This is a genomic window from Corynebacterium curieae, from assembly GCF_027570035.1.
In the GTDB taxonomy this organism is placed as follows: Bacteria; Actinomycetota; Actinomycetes; order Mycobacteriales; family Mycobacteriaceae; genus Corynebacterium; species Corynebacterium curieae.
In genome coordinates, this window is the sequence record NZ_JAKMUU010000002.1 from 85,421 (window position 1) to 108,642 (window position 23,222).

Consider the following 23,222-nt stretch of genomic DNA (forward strand, 5'->3'; position numbering starts at 1 on the left):
CCCTAAATAGAGCCATTAATAGAAAAATCCCCGTCACAAGGCATGAATTAAATTCCGCCATGTAACGGGGGTTGAAGGACGGGGGTTAATCCACCTCTAGGGAGAGGAGATCCTCGATGGTCTCGCGCCGCAGCATGGGCTTGGTTTGCCCTACGCGCGCGGCGACGACCGCTGGCCGCACCGCGCCGTTATAGCGCGAGGACATCATGTATTGGTAGCCGCCGGTAGCGGCAAAGGCAAGCAAGTCTCCGGGTTGGATATCATTAGGTAGCTCGCCGTCCTCAAGAAGGATATCGCCGGATTCGCAATGGAATCCCACAACGCGGGAGGTAACCTCTTCCCCATCGCAATAGCGGTTGACCACGCGCACGTCATACTCGGAGCCATAGAGAGCGGGGCGGATATTATCGGACATCCCGCCATCGACGGAAATGTAGCGACGCAGCGGCAAATCCGACTTGCCGGTTTCTACGTCCTTGACGGTACCCACGCGGTAGACGGTCACCGCAGATCCGGCAACCAAAGAGCGTCCCGGTTCCACCAAGAGGAAGGGTGCCTCGATTCCCAGCTCCTCCGCGGTGTGCTTGACCGCGCCGAGCATATCCCCTGCGACACGCTCGATATCCAGCGCCTCCTCATAAGGCATATAGGGAATACCGAAGCCGCCGCCCAAGTCGAGCTCTGCTAGGGTCACGCCCAGCTCGGTGTAAATCTGGCGGTACAGTCCCATTACGCGCTCGGCAGCAAGCTTGAAGCCTTCCGCGTTGAATACCTGAGAGCCCACATGGCAGTGCAGGCCGCTCAGGTGCAGGTTCTCTGCTTCCAAGCAGCGCTTAGCCGCGGCAAAAGCCGCACCGGTGGCTAGCGAAATACCGAATTTCTGATCCTCATGCGCCGTAGCGATGAATTCATGCGTATGCGCATCCACGCCGGGCTTGACACGGATCATGACCGGCTGCACCTTGCCCACTTCTCCGGCGATGCGATTGAGCTCTTCGAGTTCGTGCTCATTATCGATGACAACATGTCCCACGCCGGCATCTACGCACAGGCGCAGGTATTCTTCATCCTTATTATTGCCGTGGGTGGTGATGCGTTCTGGCGGGAACTGTGCGGCCAAGGCAATTTTGAGCTCGTTGAGAGAGGCTGCGTCAAGGCACAGACCTTCCTCATTGACCCAGTTCACGATCTTTTTGGAGATGAAGGCCTTAGAGGCATAGTGCACATGCTCCGGACCACCGAAAGCTCGCGCCATGTCCTGACAACGGGAGCGGAAATCGTCCTCATCGAAGACATAGAGCGGGGTGTGGAATTCTTCTGCTAGGTCCGGCAGTGGGACACCAGCGACGGTAACCACACCGTCTTCTTCGCGTTTCGCATTGCGCGGCCAGACGTGGGCCGGCAGTTCATTAAAATCCGCCACTTACATCTTCTCCGGGGTGCTCACGCCCACCATGGTCAAGGCATTGGCCAGAACCACGCGGGAAGCCTGTGCCAGCGCCAAGCGGGCGCCGTGGATTGGTGCCTCCTCCTCGCCGGCCTTGGGCAGGACCTGACAGGAATCATAAAAGCGGTGGAATACCGCGGCGAGATCCTCGGCGTAGCGAGCAATGCGGTGCGGCTCTCGCAACTGCGCTGCTTCCTCCACTACTGCTGGGAATTCACCCAAGGTACGAATCAAGTCACCCTCGCGCTCGTGGGTAAGCAGCGAGAGATCTGCACCTTCGGCGTCGATGCCGAGCTCGGCAGCCTTACGACCGATGGAGCATAGACGGGCGTGGCCGTACTGCACGTAGTAGACGGGATTATCGGAAGACTGCGTCTCCCACAGGCCCAAGTCAATATCGATGGTTTGATCCACGGAAGAGCGCACCAGGGAATAGCGCGAAGCATCCACGCCAATGGCGGCGACGAGATCCTCCATGGTGATAACCGTGCCGGCACGCTTAGACATGCGCACCGGCTTGCCATCGCGCATCAGGTTAACCAGCTGACCGATGAGCACCTCGACGGCGTCGGCATCGTAGCCTAGGGCAGCTGCAGCCGCCTTCAAACGCGGCACATAGCCGTGGTGGTCTGCGCCGAGCATGTAGATATTCAAATCGTGGCCGCGATCAAATTTATCGGCCACGTAAGCGATGTCGCCGGCGATATAGGCCGCATTGCCATCGGACTTCACCACTACGCGGTCCTTGGAGTCGCCATAGTTGGTGGACTTCAACCACCACGCATTTTCCGCCTCATACATGTGGCCTTCGGCCTTGAGCTTTTCCAACGCTGCATCCACAGCACCGGAATCAAAGAGGGAGTTCTCATGGAAGTAAACGTCAAAGTCCACTCCGAACTCGTGCAAGGACTGCTTAATCTGCGCGAACATCATTTCTACGCCGTCTGCGCGGAAAGCCTCTTGGACCTCTTCATCGCTGCCTTCCAGCGCAGATGGATTCTTCTCTACCACGGCCTGAGCAATGTCTTGGATATAAGCACCGCCGTAGCCGTCTTCTGGGGTGGGCTCGCCCTTCGCCGCTGCAACGAGGGAGCGAGAGAAGCGGTCAATCTGGCCGCCGTGGTCATTAAAGTAATACTCGCGGGTAACCTCTGCGCCGGATGCCTCCAGCACACGGCCTAAAGAATCACCGACGGCCGCCCAGCGTGTACCACCGAGGTGGATCGGGCCGGTCGGGTTCGCAGAGACAAACTCAAGGTTGACCTTCTTGCCGGCAAAAGAATCGTTGGAACCGTATTCCTTGCCCGCGCGGAGGATTTGCGCCACGATTTCACCTTGGGCATCGGCAGCCAGGCGGATATTAATGAAGCCAGGACCAGCAATATCGGCCTCAGCAATGGCATCATTGTCCGCTAATGCTTCTGCCAGCCAACCTCCTAGCTCGCGCGGATTAGCACCGGCCTTTTTGGCCACCTGTAACGCAACGTTGGTGGCGTAATCGCCGTGCTCAGGGTTGCGCGGACGCTCAACGGTTACCGTTTCTGGCAAGACAGAGGAATCAAGGTCATGGTCATCCATGACCTTGATTGCGGATTCTTTAATCAATGTGGCCAAATCAGCTGGAGTCATGTCGCACGATTCTAGTTCACTGAAAAGGCGAGTGTGAAAAGGGCTATAGCAAAAAGTTCGCCTTTGCAGCGCAAACGGTTGATAGCAGTTTTCTGCAACACTAATATTGCGAAATAATTGCTGGTCAAGCGGGGGACGCATTACGCACGTACTGCTTAAAAGGAGTAGAGTTATGCCTACCCCCATGTAAAAAATCAACGAGGAGCACCGTATGCGCATTGCGCTATTTTCCACTTGCATTGGTGACGCCCTTTTCCCGGACGTACAAAAGGCAACGGCACTCGTTCTCTCCCGCTTGGGCCACGAGGTGGTCTTCCCGGAGGAACAGACCTGCTGCGGCCAGATGCACATCAATACCGGCTACCAGAAGGAAACCCTGGGAATGATCCGCTCCTATGCGGATGCCTTTGCCGATCCCTCCATTGATTATGTCGTCGCGGCCTCCGGCTCCTGCGTCGGCGCCGTTCGCGAGCAACACGAGCGCATCGCTGACCGATTTGGCAACTCCGCCGACGTCGACGGCGCGCGCAAGACCACTCAGAAGACCTTGGATCTCCCGGAATTCCTAGTGGATGTAGCCGGTGTGACCAACGTCGGCGCATTCTTCCCGCACCGCGTGACGTACCACCCCTCCTGCCACGGCCTGCGCTTTTTGAAGCTGGGAGACCGCCCACTGCAGCTTCTCCAGGAAGTAGAAGGAATTGACCTAGTCACACTTCCCAATAAGGAAGAATGCTGTGGCTTCGGCGGCACCTTCGCTATCAAGAATGCGGAAGTATCCCGCGCGATGGTCACCGATAAGACCCGCCACGTTAAGGAGACCGAGGCGGAATTCGTTACCGGCGGTGACTCTTCCTGCTTGATGAATATTGGTGGCGCGCTCAGCCGCCAGCGTTCCGGTGTCCGCGCCGTTCACATGGCTGAGATCTTGGCTTCCACCAAGGAGCACCCATGGACTCCTACCTCCGCCGCTTACTCCAAGGAGACGATGCTCTAATGACCTCTTTCCTCGATACCACCCCGCCGCGCGCGCCGGAAGGCTACGGCAATTTGCGCGGCAGCAAGGCTTTCGTCCCGCTGGCTCACGTTGGCCTGAATAACGCCACCCAGCGCCACAACCTGCAGCACGCTACCACCACCATTCGTGAGAAGCGCTCCAACGCTGTAGAAGAGCTTGATGATTGGCAGGAGCTGCGCGCTGCAGGTTCCGCCATCAAGGAAGATGTTGCAGCCCGCATGCCCGAACTGCTCGAGCAGTTCGAAAAGGCAGTCAAGGCTCGCGGCGGCGTTGTCCACTGGGCACGCGATGCAAAGGAAGCCAACCAGATCATCGAAGGTCTGATTCGTGCTACCGGCGAGACCGACGTGGTCAAGGTCAAGTCCATGGCCACCCAGGAAATCGGTATGAACGAGCACCTAGAGGCAGCGGGCATCAACGCTCGCGAGACCGACCTCGCAGAGCTCATCGTGCAGCTAGGTGAAGATAAGCCCTCCCACATTCTGGTTCCGGCTATCCACCGCAACCGCGCGGAGATCCGCGATATCTTCGTCAACAAGATGCCGAATACCGATGACACCCTGCAGGCTGAGCCGGCAGAGTTGGCCGAGGCTTCCCGCCAGTTCCTGCGCGAGCAGTTCATGAAGGCTAAGGTCGCCATTTCCGGCGCCAACTTCGGCGTGGCAGAAACCGGCACCATCAACATCGTGGAGTCCGAGGGCAATGGCCGCATGTGCCTGACCCTGCCAGAGACCCTCATTACCGTCATGGGCATTGAGAAGCTGGTCCCGACCTTCCAGGACTTGGAGGTCTTCCTCCAGCTGCTGCCGCGTTCTTCCACGGCAGAGCGCATGAACCCATACACCTCCATGTGGTCCGGTGTTACTGAGGGCGATGGCCCGCAGAACTTCCACTTGGTCCTGCTGGATAACGGCCGTACCGCGGCGCTGTCCTCTCCGATTGGTCACCAGGCTCTCAAGTGCATCCGTTGCTCGGCTTGCCTGAATGTCTGCCCGGTTTACGAGCGCGCCGGCGGCCACGCTTATGGCTCTGTTTACCCTGGCCCGATCGGCATTTCTTTGACACCGCAGCTGACCGGCATGAAGGACCACAACGATCCTTCCGCCAGCCTGCCTTATGCGTGCTCCCTGTGCGGCCGCTGCGACGAGGTGTGCCCGGTGAAGATTCCGCTTTCTGACGTCATTTTGGAAAACCGCCACCAGAAGGTCACCCACGCCACCCCGCCAATCGAGCCCAAGCTGTTCAAGACCATTCAGCTGCTGTGGAGCAACCCGAAGCTGTGGAACAAGGCAACCCACATGGTGGCCCTGGGCCGCATTTTGGGTGGCACCAATAAGACCATCGAATCCCTGCCACTGTTTATGTCCGGTTGGTCTGAAGGCCGCGATACCGCGGTTCCACCGAAGAAGTCCTTCCGTCAGTGGTTCGAGTCCGAAGAAGGCAAGGAACTTCTTGCCGAGGCCCGTGAGGAGTCCCAAAAGTGAACGCAAAGCAGGAAATCCTAAGCCGTATCCGCTCCGCTCAGAAGCAGGCTGGTCTCCCCGACCACGTTGATGCCCCGCGTGACTACCACCACGAGGGCACCCTGAACGCGGACGAGCTGCGCGACATGCTCATTGACCGACTCGAGGATTACAAGGCCGAGGTGCACGTCACCGAGGAAGGCGAATTGAAGCAGGCCATCGCTAAGATCCTCAATGACCGCAAGTGCAATGACATCCGCTACGCTGAGGGCATGGATGCCAGCCTCTTCGAGGGGTTCGATGCCAAGCCAGATGATAAGTCTGTCGATCCGCGCACCTTGAATGAGACCGACGCCGTGGTCACTTATTCCCACGTCACCTCCGCGCAGACCGGCACCATCGTGCTCGAGTCTGACGAGCGTTGCGGCCGCCGCGCTTTGACCCTGGTACCGGACCGCCACCTGTGCATCGTCCACCAGGATGAGATTGTTTACGGCATCCCCGAGGTCATCTCCCGCATGAACCCGGAAAAGCCTGCAACCTGGATCTCCGGCCCGTCCGCTACCTCCGATATCGAGCTCGCTCGCGTCGAGGGCGTACACGGCCCGCGTGACCTTATCGTTCTCATCGTCAAGTAGCTCTGCGCAGTCCCTCACCGACCTACTGTGAAAATGATGCCAAAAGCATCAAAAAAGCATAGGCTAGGTCTACCAATCATTTTTATTCTGGAGACCTAACCTATGCTTTCTTTTTCTTCTAAACTATCGGCCACGCTCGGTGCTGCTGCGGTCGCCATTGGTGTTACTGCACCGATTGCCGCAGCCGCACCTGCACCCGCGCCGCAGGCAACCAAGCCTGCCATTACTTGGGAAGACTGCCCAGAGCAGGTGGACATCGACAACGCCGAGTGCGGCCGCATCGAGGTCCCTACGTACTACGACAACCCTGAAGCCGGCACCATTAGCGTTGGCTTCGTGCGCGTCCCCGCCGCCAACCCAGGCGCCCGCCGTGGTGCGTTGTTTACCAACCCTGGTGGCCCAAGTGGCGATGCCTATGTATGGGCCGGAAATACCGCTGTCCCATGGCCACAGGCCGTCCGCGATGAGTGGGACACCATCGGCGTACAACCGCGTGGCCTGCCCGGCTCCACCCCGGTCAAGTGTGATGCCACGGCTACGAGCGATCCGCTCCAAGGCAGCCTCCAGGTAGGAAAACTCACCCGCGATGCCTGCGAAAAGCACACCCCGGGCTATACCAACTCGCTGACCACCGCTAACACCCTGCAGGATTGGGAAATGGTGCGCCGCGCCTTGGGCGAAGAAAAGATTGACATCGCCGGTACCTCCTATGGCACCTATCTCGGCTCCGCCTACGCCACCAAGTATCCAGAGCACACCGGCAAGGTCTTGCTAGATTCGGGCATGAGCCCCAAGCTGGCGTGGAATGGCATCTTTGCTTCGCAACAGCGGGGCTACGAAAAGGGACTGCACGATCTCTTCGGGTTCATTGCGAAAAATGACGCCAAGTACCACCTCGGCACTACCCCGTTGCAGGTTTATGAAAAGTGGTCGCAGAAGGTTGCCCGCGAGGCCGGCGTACGCCCTACTGTCCTGCCACCGAACGCCAAGATTGGTGACCTTCCTCCAGGGCTCGAATTTGCCGGCCAGCCTGGCGCGGACATCATGACGGGCACCGGTCCACTGCGCGTGCAGGCGGAGTTCCTCAGCCAGAAGATTCAACACCCCAACGCCGTGCAGGTTTCCTCCCCGCTTTTGCTCATGACGCGCGACCTCGTCCCGATTCCCGCGCAGTGGGATGCCTTTGCCAAGCACTTAAACGGCAGCGAGCCCATGGATGCTGCGCAGCCCGACCCGGAGGCACTGCGCAAACAGCAAGAATCCCTCGCTCAGGCAATGAATATGCAAAACCTCATCGTCTGCAATGAAAACACCGTGCCGGGCAATCCGCTACTGTACCCGAGCTACCTGTGGACCAACTTCGTCAGCGCTGATCCCTTCACCCTCATCAATTCCCTCTACGGCTCCGGCGCGGGCTGCGGTGGCCGTGCGCCGGTGACGGGCCAGGCGCCTCTCGACGGCTCTAAGCTCGCCACCAAGCCCCTCCAGATTCAGGCAACGGGCGACCCGCAAACGCCGTATCAGTACCACACCAACCTCTCCAAGCCGATGCAGTCGCATGTAGTCACCGTCCACGGCCCTGGCCATGGCCACTTCGCCTCTAAGAATAAGGTCGTCGATGACATCGGCGTGCACTACTTGCGCACCGGTGAAGTCACTACCACCGACGCCCCAGGGTTGATTTAGTCCCCCACTGGCACATGCGCTAAAATCACATCGTTGGGAATTTTCCCAGCGATGTCTCCGTAGCTCAGCGGATTAGAGCATCGGTTTCCGGTACCGAAGGTCGCAGGTTCGATCCCTGTCGGGGACACGGTTACCGCTGGCCACTAGGATTTTCTGGTGGCCAGCGGTTTATTTTTTATCGGACCGCGCAGTCTCGGCCTCCTCTAGCGGCGCACGCGACTCCTATTTCCACTCCGGGTTTGCGGTATCCACCCCTTGCGCCTTGGCCGTATGCTCAATCGCGTCCGCCAGCCACTGCGCCAAGCCCTCCTGCTGCGTCTCATAGTGGGCATGGAAGCGTTCATCAGCCACATAGCCGCGCGAGATTAAGAAGTGCTTTGCTGGCGTGACGGGGAAGAAGGCACTTAATGCTTCGCGGTGCTTTTCGACGATCCCCTGGGCCTCCTCCGACCCCGCAGCCACACCTCCCGCAACGGCCTGGGCCAGCTCCTTTTCCACCTCAGCCACGCCGGCTTGAGCATCGCTCCAGTTCTTCTCCGACCAGCCGGCAGTGCGCTGCTGATACATAGCCCAGTCCTCGCTCGATCCATAGGCCTCTTCGGCTTCTTGTTGATGCGCGGCGAAGTTGGCATCGCCGACGATCTGTCCGATTTCTTCGGTGGTGAGGCTTCGGTTATTCATTGCATCCTCCATCAAGGTGTCAATTGCTACCAGCATGTCAGTTAGGCTGTCGCGCTGTGCAAGCAGGATTTCTCTTTGCCTCCGCAAATGTTCTAAATCGGAGGCACCTCCATCTAGCAGCTGTTTAATATCGGTCAATTTCATACCGGTAGCGCGGTAGATCAGAATCTTTTGCACGCGGGCACAGTCTTCCTCGGTATACAGCCGGTAATTGGACCAGCTGCGCCACGTAGGAGACAGCAAGCCTTGCGCCTCCCAGTGATGCAGAGTGCGCACCGTGATGCGGAAGAGCGCTGCTACCTCGCCAACGGTATAAAGAACTTCATCGATGTCGTCCATGACTTCATTGTCGCGCCTTACGCTGCGTCAGGGTCAACCCCAGAGAAAATCTGCAGAAGCTCTTGCCAGAGTGTTGGGTTTATGCAACACTTGGGTGCATGACAGCAAACGACGCCCCTGTTTCAACAACGATCCGCGCCGAACGGTTCCGCAGCCCCGGCCCCACCCGTAAATTAATCGCGTCAATGTATGGCTGCGTGGCCGTATCCGCGATTTTCCTCATACTCGCACTGGCGCTTTCTTCTTACTGGGCGCTGTTAGCCATGTCTATAGCAATGGTGCTCTCGTGCATTCCATGGACCATTCTGCGAGTATCAATCGACTCCAAGGACACGAAGCCCCTGGCTACCCTCGATGAATATGAGGCCCAAGTGCTGGACCAATGGCGGCAAAAGGCGTTCAAGTTGTCTACCGCCCTACTTTTTGCTGGCGGTCTTGTCACCCTCCTCGTAGGAAATTGGTTCCTAGGCGGAGGCATTACCGGAACTATTGGCACCAAATATTTGCTTGGAGCTGGCTACTACCTGCTCTTTAGTTACTTCATCTCTGCCACCCTGCCCGCTGTCGGCTACGCATTGACCTTCAACCAGAACTCGGAGGACTAAACATGCCCACCTTGACCATCGACCACCTCAATAAGTCCTTCGGGGAGACTCAGGCCCTGCGGGATATGACCTTTAGCGTTGGCGAAGGCGAAATTTTCGGCTTCGTCGGCTCCAACGGCGCCGGAAAGTCCACCACCATGCGCATTGCGCTTGGTGTGCTGGCGAAAGACTCCGGTGAAGTCTTTTTCGATAACGCCCCAATTAATGACGATAATCGGCGCCGCATTGGCTATATGCCGGAAGAGCGCGGCCTCTACGGCAAGGAGCCGCTGCTGAGCCAGTTGGTCTTCCTCGGCACCCTCCACGGACTGGATAAACCCGCCGCCAAGCGCGCCGGCGCTGAACTCCTTGAACAGCTTGGCCTGGGCGACCGAATGGACGATAAACTCGATGACCTGTCTTTGGGCAACCAGCAGAGGGTACAGCTCGCAGCCTCCCTTATCCATGATCCTGACATGCTGATTCTGGACGAGCCCTTCTCCGGCCTAGACCCGGTTGCGGTCAACGTCATGTCAGACATGCTGCGCGAGCGCGCCAACCGCGGCGTACCCGTCATTTTCTCTTCGCACCAGTTGGACCTGGTGCAGCGCTTGTGTGACCGCGTGGGCATTGTGACCAAGGGGCAGATGGTGGCTGAAGGGGGCGTCGATAAGCTGCGCAGCCAAGGCCCGCCTCGCTTCGAAGTCGCTACCCCAGCGCGCGGCTGGTATCCGGAAGGCACGGACCTGGTGGCAGAAACTGCCGATGCCGTAGTGCTCCAAGCCAATCCCACCGTAGATGATCAGACAATCCTGCAGGCAGCCCTCGCCGCGGGTCCGGTGCATTCCTTCGGCCGCAAGATCCCAGACCTGACCGAGCTTTTCCAGGATGTCGTCACCAGCAACCAGAATGAGGAGGCCTAAGCCATGCAGTATTCCGCAATGAAGACCATCGGGGTTGTAGCCCAGCGTGAGATGGCAGTCGCGCTGAAGTCGAAGATGGTAGTAGGCACTATGCTGCTGCTCATCCTCGGCGCCATTATCGCACCTATTGCTATCAATTTCTTCAGCGGCGATGACAAACCGGATTCTGTAGCCATCGTGGGGATGGAAGCGTCTGCCTTTGATGATTCCGGCATCGATGCCACCGAGGCAAAAGACCGCGCGGAAGCCCAGCAATTGGTGGAAAATGATGAGGCCGATGCCGCCCTTGTGCCGGCAGAGAGCGACGGCTGGGATCTCCTCAGCAAGGGCGATACGCCTGCCGCGGTAACTACCACGGTCAACCAAATCGTTTCTTCTCAAGCACAAGCAACGGCGCTAGATACCCTCAATATTGACCCGCAAGAGTTAGAAAAGGCTACCCCCTCGACCACGGTAAATCAGGTGAGCCTTGAAGAAGAGGACGGCACTGAACAAAAGATGGCCGGCGTAGCCACGGTCCTCATTGGCGCAATGGTGGTCGTCTTTTCCGTCATGACCTTCGCCGGCCTAATTGGTGGCCGCGTCACAGAGGAAAAGTCCTCCCGCGTGGTGGAAATTATCTTGTCTTCCGTGCGCCCAGTGGACTTTTTGGCCGGCAAGATTTTGGGCAATACCATCATCGGTTTCTTGGCTACCCTTCTCATCTTGGGCGGCGGTGCAATCTCGCTTGCTGCGACCGGCCTGGCTAGTGACATCGAGCTGGACTATGGCTTGGTAGCCGTACTCCTAGTTGGCGAGATTCTAGGCCTGCTCTTCTTTGGCAGCCTCTACGCTGCAGCCGGCTCGATGGTGCAGCGCACCGAGGATCTCCAGTCCACGCAGGCACCTATCCTGTTCCTTGTCTTTGCCACCATGTATGTACCGATGTTCGGCTGGATGCACCTGGATGCCACGTGGATGCAGGTCATGACCTGGCTGCCACCGGTGTCCATGCTGGTCGCTCCGCTGCAGGTGGCCGGGGGCAACCTCAGCTGGCTGGGCCTTGCCGCAAGCTATCTGCTTATGGGCTTGGCGACGGCACTTATTATCGTCATCGTCGGCCGTATCTACCGCCGTGCCATTTTGAACAATGGCCGCAAGATGACCTGGCGCCAAGCGCTAAGCAAGTAAAAATAATCCGGCTCCCCGCCGATTGCGCGGGAGCCGGATTCTTCTATGTGCCGAAGCTACTGAGTAATGAACTCGTTGGTGATCGGCTGGGTGATGTCCAAGGTGCCGTGCTCGATGTAGTACATACCGAAGAACATGGCAGCCAACATCACTACGGCTAGCAGCATGGAAGGGATCCACTGAAGGAATACGGGAACCCAGCCATTGCCCTTATCGCGAGCTGCCGCTTCGCGCTGTTCCTGAGCCTCACGCTCGTTCATAATGATAAAACCTTTCGATCCACCGAGGATTAACTACGAATATCTTAACAGTTAAGTGCTTACAAGGCCGCATTCCTCGCACTTTTGATTGACGCCGAAGTCCGAACTCTAGATCCCCGGGTCCTCGTTATTAAGCAGCGCTTCTACGAAAGACTCGCGGTCCGCGAGCATGCGCTCGATGTCTTCCTCCGCGCCTACGATCCACAGCTCAGTGTCTTGGTCGTAGGTCAGCGCGGAGTCTGGGTACGCCTCTAGCGCCTCTTCCATTGCGGCGACTTGTTCCGCGCTAGCCGTATCCTCCAAGTGCGCCTCGGGGTCGCCGATCCGCGGGCTAAGCTCCTCCAGCGCGGTGATGCCGTAGGTTTTATATTGCTTCTTTGGATGCTCAAAGAGCTCTTGGCCCATCATGGAGCTTAATCCTTTCCGTGTAGTAGTGAATCCGGAACATACCCCTCGTAGCCTGGCAGGTTAGTCACCTGCACAACTCCGGTGAAAAAGCGCTTAAGGGCCGGGATATCCTCGGGCTTCAGGTGATCAAAGACCATGCGCCGCACCGATTCCACGTGCTCGGGGGCGGCGCGGCGTAGGTGTTCTAGTCCGGTGTGAGTTACGCACACATTGATACCGCGGGCATCGTCCTCGTCCGGTTCCTTAAACAATAGGCCGCGCTTTTCCATTCGGGTTACCTGGTGCGAGGCTCTAGAGCGGTCCCACTCCAGCTGCGTGCACAACTCGCGCAAGCGTAGGCGCTGTTCGGGTGCCTCTGAAAGAGCGACTAGGACGGCAAACTCGGAGGCAGAGACTTCCCCGCCGGCTTTCAGCGTTTCATCCATTCCCCTATCTATTTTGCGCACAGCGGCAAGCAACAGGCGCCATAGCTCCTGTTCTTCGTCGTCTAACCAGCGAGTTTGATAAGGCATGGAACCTAGATTACCCTTTTGAGGGAAGCTATGTCGCGCTCATCGCGTCCCGGCACCCGGGAGTAGCGCTCTGGCAGGCAGGTAAAGACCAATACCTGATTATCCCGGCCGACATTGGAAAAGAGCGTGGCCATAAGTTGCAGACGGTGCGCGTCAGTAGAGCCCAGCGCATCGTCGACGATGACCGGCACTGACTCCACCCCCACTAATTGCGCAATGGCAAAGCGGGTGAGGATGGCCAATTGCTCGCGGGCACCACCAGAAAGGCTAGCCAAACTTACCGTCTCATTGCCCTGAGTGCGGGCGATCACGCGGAGATCTTCATCCAGCTCAAAGGTGATTTCGCCACCGTAAACGGTGCGCGCCAACTGTGAAAGTGCGGCCACGAAGGGCGCGGCGTAGCGCTGGCGGGCGGCATCGCGGTGCTTGAGCAATATCTCGCACAGGTAACGCGCTGCTTGGGCGCGCTTATCGACGCTCTCGTACACCGCCCGAGCCATCTCTACCGCCGCGGTGGCCTGCTGTGCGCGTTCGGCGGCACCGGAGTGGAAGTTCACCTCGCTAGAGAGCCGGCCGAGGTCCACCTCGCAGCGTTGGATGCGGTCGGTGAGGTAGTCCAAGTGAGACTGCGCGCCTTCTACCAGCGAATTGGCAGTATCAAGATCAACTGCTTCCATATGGTCCAGCTGCCCGCGCAGGTCCGCTACGGCGGCTTCCAAGCGGGTGACCTCGGTGTGGAGAGCATCATCGGCGGCGCGCTCGCGCGCGGAGGCGAGCTCTCGGGTCACTCGCTGCGCATTTTCGCGGGCGGCGTCCAGCTCGGCATCTAGGCGCACCACCTCGTGAGCAAGGCGGCTTTCGCGATACGGCACAAGCTCGCGGTCGAGCGCATCGACCTTTTCGCTCGCGGTTTCCTCTGCGGCTTCGGCGGCAGGAAGGTCTACCTCGGCGGTGTCTTCAAGGTCCGCGACCTTTTCGGCCAGCACGGAATGCTGGGAGCGCAAGCCGGCCAAGTCATCTGGACCCAGCTCGGCACTAAGCGCACGGGTAGCGGCGTCGAGGGCATCGTTCTGCGCACGGTGTACCTCATGGGTTTCCTCGGCCGCAGCCACAGATTCTACGCCGAGGGTATCGAGCAGATCCCGCAATCGCATGCGCGCCTGTTCCACATCGCGCTGGGTGTCCTCGGCCGAGTAGGACCCAGCGGAAAAGCGGGCGGTGATATCACCGATGGTGATAACGCGGGAATCAACGAGCTCGATGGCGGCACCCTCCCCCACCTCGACATCCTCGCCATCGACGCGAATGGTAGAACCGGTCGGCCCAGAAAAATGCACCTTGGCGGCCGCGGCCTCGTGCAGGCGCTGTGCTACCGAAAGGGCCGAGTCCGCCTTATGCAGACCGGTGATATCGGCCGCGGTCACCTCGCGGCCGCGCTGCGCAACGACGGCGCGGGCTTGATCCGTCTCGGCGGCAAGGGAGTCAAGCGATTTCAGCCGGGCACTGAGCTGCTCAAACTTCTGCTTATCTTGCTGGCGGCGCGCTTGCTTAAGAGTGCTGCGGGCCGCGGCATAGTCCTCTTTGGCCTCCGCCAGGTGCTTTTCTAATCTTACTTTCTCCTCGGTCTCCTCTTTAGCCTTGTCTTGCGCGGCGATGAGCTTGTGCTGGGCAGCCTCGGTGGCCCTGGCAGATTCCTCGGCCGCGGTGACGAGCTCGGCGCGCTCGGTGACTGCGGATTGCGCACGAGCGAGATCGTCCGTGGCACGCTCAAGCGTGGCTTTATGGGAGTCCAGCTTGGCCTGCGCGGTCGCGGCTTCCTCGGCCCGAGACTGCTTTTCGGTGAGATCGGCCTGCGCAGCGGGAAGTTCAGCTTTGGCGGCAGCTTGGTCGCGCTCGAGTTGTTCGTAGCGCTCTACCACGGAATCGAGCTCGCGCAGTACGCGGGTAGCCTCTGCGTATTCTTCTTCGGCGCGGGACAGGGCTTCGGCGGATTCCTTGTACTCGCCTGCCGGATTACCCTTCGCCGCGGTGAAGTAGCGCTGATATTCCTTGTCCACTCGGGCCAGCAACGCGGAGTCATCGCCGGAGACTTCTTCCTCGGCCAGGCCGGATTCGCGCTCTAGCGCCCGGGTTAGGCTGGGTATGCCGACGGCAGAAATGGCCTCGCCGGTATCGTCTTGGCGCATAAAGAGGGCGTCGACAAGCGAGCGATCCAAGTGCTCAGAGAGGATGCGCTCCAGCTCATCGTCGGCCTGGCTGCCGGTAAATTGCGCCGGCCGTGGGGAAGAAATATTCAGCTCGCAGGACTTTTTGGACAGCCAGCGCTTGGCAATGCGAAAGCGGTACTCCCCTACGCTCAGCTCGGCTATAACCTCCGGGGCAACGTCCTTGCCCACCGGCTGCAGGGCGCGAATGCGCTTGGAGCGGCCGCTGTGTTTTTCGGTGAGCACCACGTCGAGCGCCTCCACGATGGTGGACTTGCCTGCCTCGTTCTCGCCGTGGATGACCACGACGCCGGTCTCAGGCAGCTCATCGAGGGCCAGGTGCTCAATGCCACGGACATTGGTGAGTTCTAGGCGGTGGATACGCATTAGGACTGTCCCTCCAGGCGGAATAGCAGGTTGGCGGCGTCGCGGGCGACGGGATCCTCGCGGTTATCCAGCAGCTCTTGCAAGGCTTCGGCCGCGTAGCCGGAGATATCGAGGCTGGCCAGTTCTTCCTCGCTGGGCTCCAAGTAGAGATCCATGGTGCGCTCGCGGGGGCGCAGGGACGCAAATACGGCCTCGTACTCATCCAGGCCGCGCTGCAGACGGGCGTGGGCCTCGACGCCGAGCGTGCCGCGCAGGCTATATTTCACGGCCGTGCGTACCTTATCGGGGTACTCGCCAAGGCGCGCGAGGAAGCGGTCCACGTCCTCGGCGGAATCCACGGCGGCATCAATGGCCTCAAAGGTCCAGCGGCCGATGCGGCGCTTGTCGACGTCCACCTTATCCCCCACGCGCACCACCAACGCATTGCCGGAATCGGCCTCGCCGCCACCGGTGCTCGTTTCCTTATAGTCCGTGGTCTCCGGACTGCCGGAGAACCACACCCGGCCGGTGGTGCCGAGGCTCGCGGTGGAGTGGGTATCGCCGAGCGCTAGGTAATCTATTACCCCGCGCTCCAGGCAATCCTCTACGAAGGCAAGGTCAATGGTATCGGCGTCCTCCTCCCCGGAGCGGGAATCCACCTGGCCGTGGCCGACGGCGATGCGAATGCCCTCAGCCGGCCCCAACGGCTCGAGCGCTTGACGGACCAAGTCGTGATTTGCACGCTTGGACAAGTACGGCGCGCCGACCAACTCCACGCCTGCCGCTACCTCGATAGGCTCGGAATCCGCGATGACATGGACATTATCCGCGCTGGTCTTATAAAAGACCGAATCCGCCACCAGCGGATCGTGGTTTCCCGGCAGGACGTAGACCGGTACGGGCAGGCGCTTGAACATCTCCGTGGCGCGGGCGAGGATTTCGCGCGAGAGGGCATTGTGCTCAAAAACGTCACCGGCGACGACGATGAACTCCGCGCCGGTTTCCTCGGCCAGTTCTCCTAGCCGAACGATTGCGGCCTCGCGATCATCGTTAAAGCGGCCCTGGGCCTCGCCCTTCAAAAACCACCGGGTCATGCCCAGCTGAAAATCGGAGGTGTGGATAAAGGTGGTAGCAGTCATTAGTGCGTGAGGTGGTAGTAGAGGTCTTCAATATCGGATACCGCGCGCAGGAGGTCCAGGTTGGTATGCGAGACCGATCGCATGGCCTTGCGCAGCAGGTCCGGATCGGAGTCATCGATGGCCGGGGCTACCTTGGGCTGCGGCAACTTCGGCAATTCCCGCCCGTTCCAGAAGATGTCGTTCTTTTCTTCCTCGGACAGATCGCTCGGGGTGAAGCTTTCGCGGCTAACCGCCTTGGCTTGCTCTAAGACCATGCGCTCCAGGCGGGCAAAGTCTAGACCGCGCATATTAAAGATGACGGCTGGGTCCGCATCCGCGCGGGTGGCGAGCTTATCGCCCACGGCCACAATGTGCTTGCACACGTACTCGCCGTCCGGGCAGTCACATGTTAGGCGCAGGTCTCCGGCCTCGGGGGCGAAGAGGGTGTCTAGGGCGGCGTCGGCAAGCAAGCCCTTGCGCGCATTCGCCACGGAATTGGGGGTGCGGGCGAACTCGGTGGCTAGCTGGGCAATGTCATCGTTATTGCGGTACGGCAGTTGGATGAGCACCGCAAAAGGCTCGTTCTGGGAGCCGGCCACGCGCCCGTGAATGGCGCCGTTGCGCACCTCCAGGCCTACGACATGGCCGCCCTCGGCATACTGGCGGCCGCGGGTAATTCGGCCGCGATCCGCACCATGCGAGGTAAAAGCCGCGATACGCGCAGCCGTGGTGGATAAGATGCGCCCGCTGCGATCAACGTGATTAACCTCGTCTGCGGTGCTCACGCGCTTGCGGGTGCCAAAATTGGCGTAGATGACGTTGTCGTCGCCTTTAACGGACATAAATTACTCCCTCCCCCGGTAGCTCATGAGTGCGGCCAGCTGATCGGGGTCTAGCTCGGTAAGCCAGCCTTCGCCCTCGCCCACCACGGCGCCGGCGAGCTGCGTCTTGCCGTCCAAAATGTCCTGGATAGATTCCTCCAGCGTACCTGCGGTGATCATCTTATATACCTGCACATTGCGGCGCTGGCCAATGCGGAAGGCACGGTCCGTTGCCTGGTTTTCCACTGCAGGGTTCCACCAGCGGTCCATGTGCACGACGATTGAGGCGGCCGTCAGGTTCAGGCCGGTGCCGCCCGCCTTGAGCGAAAGGATCATCGCCGGCGGGCCGTCCTCGGACTGGAAATCTTCCACCATCTGGTCGCGCTTATTCTTGCTTACCCCGCCATGGAGGAAAGGAGTCTCCCGGCCGAGCTGGTCGCTAAGGTAGGGCTGCAAAATATCGCCAAAGGCCTTGTACTGGGTAAAGACCAAGAGTCTCTCGCCGGATTCGGTGGCCTCGTCCACGATGCGCATGAGCTCTTTGACCTTGCCGGAACGGTGCTTGCCCTTGAGCGTCACCGGCGAGTTATCGCCCAGGTAGTGCGCGGGGTGATTACAGATCTGCTTAATGCGGGTCAGCGAGGCTAGTACCAGCCCGCGCTTATTTATTCCCGTAGCCTCCTGCAGGTCCTTCTTAACCTGGTTGACCAGAGCCTTATACAGGGCGGCCTGCTCGGTGGTCATGGACACTGTAAGGATTTGCTCGGACTTTTCCGGCAGGTCATCGATAATATTCGGATCCGTCTTTACGCGGCGGAGGATAAACGGCGCGGTGAGCTGGCGCAGGCGCTCGGACATGTCCTCATCATTATTGCGCTCGATGGCCTTGGCAAAGTGATTGCGGAAAAATGATGCGGAGCCCAATACACCGGGGTTGCAAAAATCCAGGATGGAGCGCATCTCAGAAAGGCGGTTTTCCACCGGGGTACCGGTCAGCGCCACGCGATGCTCCGAGGGCAGTGAGCGCACGGCCTTGGACGAGCGGGTAGCGGAGTTCTTAATCGCCTGGGCCTCATCAAGGACAACGCGCTGCCAGCCAACCTCGCCCATGTCCTTAAAATCGCGGCCCACGGTGCCGTAGGTGGTGATGACGAGGTCGCACTCGCCGGCGTCCTTAATGAAGTCCTCGCCACGCGGACGGCTCGAGCCGTGCTGCACCATGACTTTGAAATCTGGGACGAAACGCTGAGCCTCGCGCGCCCAGTTGCCCACCACGGAAGTTGGCGCCACGACGAGCGTGGGTCCGGTCTGCTCGCCGCGGTCCTTTTCCACCGCGAGTAGGGACAGTAGTTGGAGGGTTTTGCCGAGCCCCATGTCGTCGGCAAGCACTGCCCCAATACCGTTGCGCGACATCCAATACAGCCAGTCGACGCCGCGGCGCTGGTACTCGCGCAGCTCCGCCTGCACAGTCGCAGGGATGTCCACGCGCTTCGGGGCGACCTTATCCACCCCGCCGAGCAGCGCCGTATGCCAAGTACTGCCGGTGAACTCGATAGGTTCCTGGGCCATGGACTCCAGCGCCAACTCGCGCAACTCGGCCACCGTGACCTGCTCGTGCTCCTCGCCGCCGTCATTAAACTCCTGTCGGCGGCGTTCCACGTCCGCCATCAGGGCTTCCCAGCCTGGCTCTTCTAGTTGCTTGGCCTTCTCCGCGGTGGCGGCCAGCTGCTCGAGCTCCTTCTTCTTACGCACGATGGACTTCTGCTTCAGCGCGTCCATATAACCGGAGACTTGCGAGACCACCTGCTTATCGGCCATGACCCACTTGCCGCGCAGCTGGATAAGACCGGACTTGGAATTGACCAAGTCCTCCATCTCTTCCTCAGTCAGTTCCACATCGCCCACGGACATGCGCCAGTTATAGTCCACCAGCTTATTCATGCCGATGTGCTTCTTCGTGGCGGCCTCGGCCGGATCGCGGGCCTCGTGGGTCTCCAACTTGGCCTTGGTCTCCATCTGGGCCCAAGCCTTGGGCAGCATGACGGTCACGCCATTGGCCTTGAGTTTATCCACCTCGTGGGTAATAAAGTGGGTGAGCTGGTGGGTCTCAAGGTAGACGTCCCAGTCGCCGTCGCCAGGCTGCGGCAGCTGCGCGGTCTCCCCCAGCGTGGGTGCGATGCGCACGGCCTTGCGGTGGGCTTCCCTCAGCTTTTCGACGCTCGCCCTATCCAAACTCTGCGCCGACACCGGCCGCGGAGAATCCGTGCCTGAGCGCACCCGCACGCGCACCGGCCACTTCGCCTCGTCCGGGTCTTCCTCCAGTGGCTCCTCCACGATATAAACCAGCTGGAGTTCTACCTCATAAATCGAGTTCTTCCACTCGTTGAGCCCGCGCAGCAGCTGCGCCCGACCGCGGCGAATCGGCCGAGTATCCAGCAGGGCACGTGCGAATTCGTGCCAAGGCATCGGCCGCGGGGCTTCTGCCACGGGACGCAGCTCGCGGAAGGCAATCCAGTGCGTTAGCTCATCGGCCATATCATCCGAAAGCGCCCGGTTATTTACGTGCAAGATGCCCGGCGCGGCGGCCATCATCTCTGCCAACCAGCCCCGCTCGCCTAAGCCTGAGGCCAGCTGCCACATAGGGAACCATTCATTGGCCTGGTATGCCAAGCGGAAGGTCACGCGCCCAGCGCGGACGAATTTGCACAAGCCACCGTAGGCTTGCAGTAGCCACTGCAGGTCAGGGGCGATAGTGGCCGGCGGTTTATGGTTGAGGTATTCCATCTGCGCGAGGGCCGCGACGGCCTCCTCTGGTCCGAACATCGCCATCGGCACCATCAAGGAAACATCCTTGCCCTTCGGCGTACGCAGGGAAACCCGCGCCCGATTGCGGAAGGACTTTTTGCCCAAGATGGCCTCCACCGCTGGTGGAAAGGTGCCCTCCGGCACGGCATTGGGCATAACAATCTTGTGCCCTTCTACCTGTTCAATCCATAGACCAAGCCCCGTTACGGGCAGCCACAGTCCATGCACAAGGTAAGAAGCCATAGCCGCCAGCATAGCAGCCCATTTGATTTTGTTACACGCTCGTTATGTTCCACCCTTTTCCCAGTTGAACGATAGAAAATCCAAACGGAGATCTGCGCCACACCTGTATTTTCGCTTGGGTTAACCTTGTGACCTCGTTAACGTAAGAATGTCCTTTACAAAATCTACAAGGAGTAAAACGTGCAAGAATCAACTTGGTACGTCATTGCGATGATCATTTATCTCTTCGCAATGGCAGCCATTGGCTACTGGAGCTACAAACAAACCGACCAATATGACGATTATGTTTTGGGCGGCCGTGGCCTGCACCCATTCGTAGCGGCTCTCTCCGCTGGCGCCTCTGACATGTCCGGCTGGCTACTCATGGGCCTGCCGGGCGCGCTATTCCTCTCGGGCATGTCCGAGCTGTGGATGGCCATCGGCCTGCTCGTCGGCTGCTGGGCAAACTGGAAGTGGGTGGCACCACGCCTGCGCTCCTACTCGGAGATTGCGGCCAACTCCATTACCGTGCCGTCCTTCTTTGAAAACCGCCTGCACGATAAGTCCCGCCTGCTGCGCATTATTTCCGCGGCCATTATTATCTTCTTCTTTACCTTCTACGTCTCCTCCGGCATGGTCTCCGGTGGCCGCTACTTCGAGTCCACCTTCGGTGGCGACTACCTCACCGGCATGCTTGTTATTGCGGCCGTGACCATTTTCTACACCTTCGTCGGTGGCTTCTTGGCGGTGTCCTACACGGACGTCGTCCAGGGCGTGCTCATGTTCGTCGCCCTGATGATTGTGCCGATCATGGCAATCGTCTCTCTTTCCGATCCTTCCGAGATCTTCACCTTTGCAAGCAATAACGCTTATGCCACCGATGGCGCGGTAGAAAACCCGAATTACTTCTCCATGTTCGCGGGCGTTTCCGCCGGCGTTATCATCGGCAACCTTGCCTGGGGCTTGGGCTACTTTGGCCAGCCGCATATCATCGTGCGTTTCATGGCGCTGCGCAAGCCTTCCGACGCCCGCCAGGGCCGCTTCTACGGCGTAACTTGGATGGGCCTATCCGTCATCGGCGCAATCTTCGTCGCCCTGTCCGGCACCGTTTACTTCACCCAGACCGGCCACAGCATCACCGATCAGGAAAACTTCGAGACCATCTTCCTGGATATGGCGCAGGCCATGATGCACCCACTTCCCGCAGGCTTCGTCCTGACCGCGGTTCTGGCCGCCATCATGTCCACCATGTCTTCCCAGATGCTCGTCGTCTCTACTTCCCTCATCGAGGACCTCTTCCTCATCTTTGCCAAGAAGAAGCCAGGCGAGCAGGTCCTTATTAACCTTTCCCGCACCGCCATCGTCGCCATCGCGGTCATTGCAGCCCTGCTGGCAATCAACCCATCTGACTCCATTTTGGGTCTGGTTGGCTTCGCTTGGGCAGGCTTCGGTTCTGCCTTCGGCCCGATCATCTTGCTCTCCTTGTACTGGAAGCGTCTGAACTCCACCGGTGCCATCGCCGGCATGCTCACCGGTGCCGTCGTCGCCATTGGTTGGGGCATGTCCCCGCTTTCCGACGTCCTCTACGAAATCGTCCCAGGCTTCTTCCTGGCCCTCATCGTGGCGGTTATTGTCTCCAAGCTCACCAAGGAGCCAAAGCCAGAGGTTGTGGCCGAATTCGAAGAGTCCACCAAGCTGGCCAAGCTCGTGGAAAACAACTCCAACCTCGACTTCGAGGAAGCAGCAGAGAAGGTCACCGATAAATAGTCGGAACCAACCTGCGCTCCGCGCAGTCCAATAGGACATGAAGTCCTATTACCTGGCCGCGCTATCATGCATTACCGTTCTCATCGGCGCATGGTATGCGTGGCCTTTTCCACGTTTTGATGTTGCCACTCTCCCAGTACGGCCCGAGGCCACCGGCTACGACCGCGAAGACTTCGGCATTTGGCAGCCCCACGGTGTCTGCACCACCCGCGAGATCATTCTAGAAAGCCAGGCCAGCGATCCTCTCGAAAACTGCCACGCCCGCTCCGGCACTGTTTACGATCCATATAGTGGCACCACTATTCCTGCTACCTCACCTATTGAGATCGACCACATCTTTCCCCTCTCCGCGGCCTATGACATGGGAGCTTCCGAGTGGGACCGCGAGGCTAAGGTGCGCTTTGGCAACGATCCCCTCAATCTCGTAGCCACCAGCCGGGAGCTCAACCAAGAAAAGTCAGATTCCCTCCCTGCGGAATGGCTTCCTCCGGCCAACCGTTGCGGCTATTCGCGCCGCCTCGCCGACATCGCCCGCAAGTACTCCCTTCCCCTGCCCGCCAAGGATGTACGCGCGATGCAAAGGCAATGTCGGTTAGCCCTCCTGACTGGAAATTGATTAGGGTTGACGTGGCAACTTTCCACGATTGAAGGGTTCTTTCAATGACTTCTTTCCTTGTATTCCTCCACGTGGCCGCGGCCATCCTCTTGATTGGCCCGGTGTGTGTATCCACGTCCTCCTACCAGACTCAAATGGCGAAGGCAGCACAAGGTGACCAAGCAGCCCTTGGCTCCGCCCGCGTTCTGCACAACATCACCAATACCTACGGCTACATCTCCGCCATCGTGCCTATCCTGGGCCTCGGCGTATTCCTTTCCGATATTGACGCCTACAAGTCCGCAGTCAATTTCCACATCGCTATCCTCGTGGCCATCATCGCGTGGTGCCTGTTGTTCTTCATTATTCTGCCGAAGCAGAAGAAGTCCCTGACGGCCCTAGAATCCAACTCCACCTTCGACTATGCAGCTGCTAAGAAGCCGCTGTCCGCATTCGGCGGCGTGTTCAATCTGCTGTGGATTGTCTGCCTTATCCTGATGTATCTCTAATACGGCTTCCTTACTTACGTCGCCAAAAGGGGCGGCCGCCCATAGAGGTGGCCGCCC

General features: G+C 59.3%; 20 protein-coding genes and 1 tRNA gene. 11 read left to right on the forward strand and 10 right to left on the reverse strand.

Going from position 1 to position 23,222, the window contains the following annotated elements; all coding sequences use genetic code 11:
- Positions 1–85 precede the first annotated feature (85 nt).
- Positions 86–1,423: a diaminopimelate decarboxylase gene (gene lysA / locus L8V01_RS04635; RefSeq protein WP_269945981.1), complete on the reverse strand. Its 1,338-nt coding sequence runs from the start codon at positions 1,421–1,423 to the stop codon at positions 86–88.
- The gene (argS, locus tag L8V01_RS04640) at positions 1,424–3,076 is read right to left on the reverse strand and encodes an arginine--tRNA ligase (protein ID WP_269945982.1); all 1,653 of its coding nucleotides are present in this window, start codon (positions 3,074–3,076) and stop codon (positions 1,424–1,426) included.
- 211 nt (positions 3,077–3,287) lie between these two features.
- Between argS and L8V01_RS04645 the strand changes: the two genes are divergently transcribed.
- The 5 genes from L8V01_RS04645 to L8V01_RS04665 all read left to right on the forward strand — a co-directional run bounded on the left by L8V01_RS04645 (position 3,288) and on the right by L8V01_RS04665 (position 8,008).
- On the forward strand, positions 3,288–4,073 hold the full coding sequence (locus L8V01_RS04645; RefSeq protein WP_049361528.1) for a (Fe-S)-binding protein: 786 nt from the start codon (positions 3,288–3,290) through the stop codon (positions 4,071–4,073).
- Positions 4,073–5,578 carry a lactate utilization protein B gene (locus tag L8V01_RS04650; RefSeq protein WP_269946211.1) on the forward strand — a complete coding sequence of 502 codons (1,506 nt, stop codon included), beginning with the start codon at positions 4,073–4,075 and terminating at the stop codon, positions 5,576–5,578. The genes L8V01_RS04645 and L8V01_RS04650 overlap by 1 nt, the downstream gene beginning before the upstream one ends.
- A complete protein-coding gene (locus L8V01_RS04655; RefSeq protein ID WP_269945983.1) occupies positions 5,575–6,195 on the forward strand; it encodes a LutC/YkgG family protein in 621 nt (206 codons plus the stop codon). The genes L8V01_RS04650 and L8V01_RS04655 overlap by 4 nt, the downstream gene beginning before the upstream one ends.
- Positions 6,196–6,297: 102 nt before the next feature.
- Positions 6,298–7,881: an alpha/beta fold hydrolase gene (locus L8V01_RS04660; protein WP_269945984.1), complete on the forward strand. Its 1,584-nt coding sequence runs from the start codon at positions 6,298–6,300 to the stop codon at positions 7,879–7,881.
- Between the two features lie 53 nt (positions 7,882–7,934).
- A tRNA-Arg gene (locus tag L8V01_RS04665) sits at positions 7,935–8,008 on the forward strand.
- Between the two features lie 95 nt (positions 8,009–8,103).
- On the opposite strand, the gene L8V01_RS04670 is transcribed toward L8V01_RS04665, so the two are convergent.
- Positions 8,104–8,901, reverse strand: coding sequence for a MerR family transcriptional regulator (locus L8V01_RS04670; RefSeq protein ID WP_269945985.1), 798 nt, complete (start codon positions 8,899–8,901; stop codon positions 8,104–8,106).
- Between the two features lie 98 nt (positions 8,902–8,999).
- Between L8V01_RS04670 and L8V01_RS04675 the strand changes: the two genes are divergently transcribed.
- The 3 genes from L8V01_RS04675 to L8V01_RS04685 are packed head-to-tail and all read left to right on the forward strand — an operon-like array spanning position 9,000 to position 11,578.
- Positions 9,000–9,506: a hypothetical protein gene (locus L8V01_RS04675; protein ID WP_269945986.1), complete on the forward strand. Its 507-nt coding sequence runs from the start codon at positions 9,000–9,002 to the stop codon at positions 9,504–9,506.
- Positions 9,507–9,508: 2 nt separating this feature from the next.
- Positions 9,509–10,408: an ABC transporter ATP-binding protein gene (locus L8V01_RS04680; protein WP_269945987.1), complete on the forward strand. Its 900-nt coding sequence runs from the start codon at positions 9,509–9,511 to the stop codon at positions 10,406–10,408.
- 3 nt (positions 10,409–10,411) lie between these two features.
- Positions 10,412–11,578, forward strand: a complete 1,167-nt coding sequence (locus L8V01_RS04685) for an ABC transporter permease (RefSeq protein WP_269945988.1) — start codon at positions 10,412–10,414, stop codon at positions 11,576–11,578.
- A 56-nt stretch (positions 11,579–11,634) separates the two neighbouring features.
- Here the strand turns inward: L8V01_RS04685 and L8V01_RS04690 are convergent, their stop codons facing one another.
- From L8V01_RS04690 to L8V01_RS04720, 7 genes are all read right to left on the reverse strand, one after another.
- Positions 11,635–11,838: a hypothetical protein gene (locus L8V01_RS04690; protein ID WP_034668134.1), complete on the reverse strand. Its 204-nt coding sequence runs from the start codon at positions 11,836–11,838 to the stop codon at positions 11,635–11,637.
- Positions 11,839–11,946: 108 nt separating this feature from the next.
- On the reverse strand, positions 11,947–12,246 hold the full coding sequence (locus L8V01_RS04695; protein ID WP_005327602.1) for a hypothetical protein: 300 nt from the start codon (positions 12,244–12,246) through the stop codon (positions 11,947–11,949).
- 5 nt (positions 12,247–12,251) lie between these two features.
- Positions 12,252–12,758 (reverse strand): MarR family winged helix-turn-helix transcriptional regulator, encoded by a 507-nt coding sequence (locus tag L8V01_RS04700; RefSeq protein WP_269945989.1) that lies wholly within the window; start codon positions 12,756–12,758, stop codon positions 12,252–12,254.
- 5 nt (positions 12,759–12,763) lie between these two features.
- Positions 12,764–15,349 carry an AAA family ATPase gene (locus tag L8V01_RS04705; protein ID WP_269945990.1) on the reverse strand — a complete coding sequence of 862 codons (2,586 nt, stop codon included), beginning with the start codon at positions 15,347–15,349 and terminating at the stop codon, positions 12,764–12,766.
- Complete coding sequence (locus L8V01_RS04710) at positions 15,349–16,467, reverse strand: metallophosphoesterase family protein (protein ID WP_269945991.1); 1,119 nt, start codon at positions 16,465–16,467, stop codon at positions 15,349–15,351. The genes L8V01_RS04705 and L8V01_RS04710 overlap by 1 nt, the downstream gene beginning before the upstream one ends.
- Positions 16,467–17,288: an SWIM zinc finger family protein gene (locus tag L8V01_RS04715; RefSeq protein ID WP_269945992.1), complete on the reverse strand. Its 822-nt coding sequence runs from the start codon at positions 17,286–17,288 to the stop codon at positions 16,467–16,469. The genes L8V01_RS04710 and L8V01_RS04715 overlap by 1 nt, the downstream gene beginning before the upstream one ends.
- A gap of 3 nt (positions 17,289–17,291) precedes the next feature.
- On the reverse strand, positions 17,292–20,327 hold the full coding sequence (locus tag L8V01_RS04720; RefSeq protein WP_269945993.1) for a DEAD/DEAH box helicase: 3,036 nt from the start codon (positions 20,325–20,327) through the stop codon (positions 17,292–17,294).
- A gap of 168 nt (positions 20,328–20,495) precedes the next feature.
- Between L8V01_RS04720 and putP the strand changes: the two genes are divergently transcribed.
- From putP to L8V01_RS04735, 3 genes are read left to right on the forward strand one after another with little or no spacing between them, the layout of a single operon-like run.
- Positions 20,496–22,061: a sodium/proline symporter PutP gene (gene putP, locus L8V01_RS04725; protein ID WP_269945994.1), complete on the forward strand. Its 1,566-nt coding sequence runs from the start codon at positions 20,496–20,498 to the stop codon at positions 22,059–22,061.
- A gap of 37 nt (positions 22,062–22,098) precedes the next feature.
- Entirely contained in the window at positions 22,099–22,677 is a 579-nt protein-coding gene (locus L8V01_RS04730) for an HNH endonuclease family protein (RefSeq protein ID WP_269945995.1), read from the forward strand.
- A gap of 44 nt (positions 22,678–22,721) precedes the next feature.
- Positions 22,722–23,165: a DUF2269 domain-containing protein gene (locus L8V01_RS04735; protein WP_269945996.1), complete on the forward strand. Its 444-nt coding sequence runs from the start codon at positions 22,722–22,724 to the stop codon at positions 23,163–23,165.
- Positions 23,166–23,222: the final 57 nt, after the last annotated feature.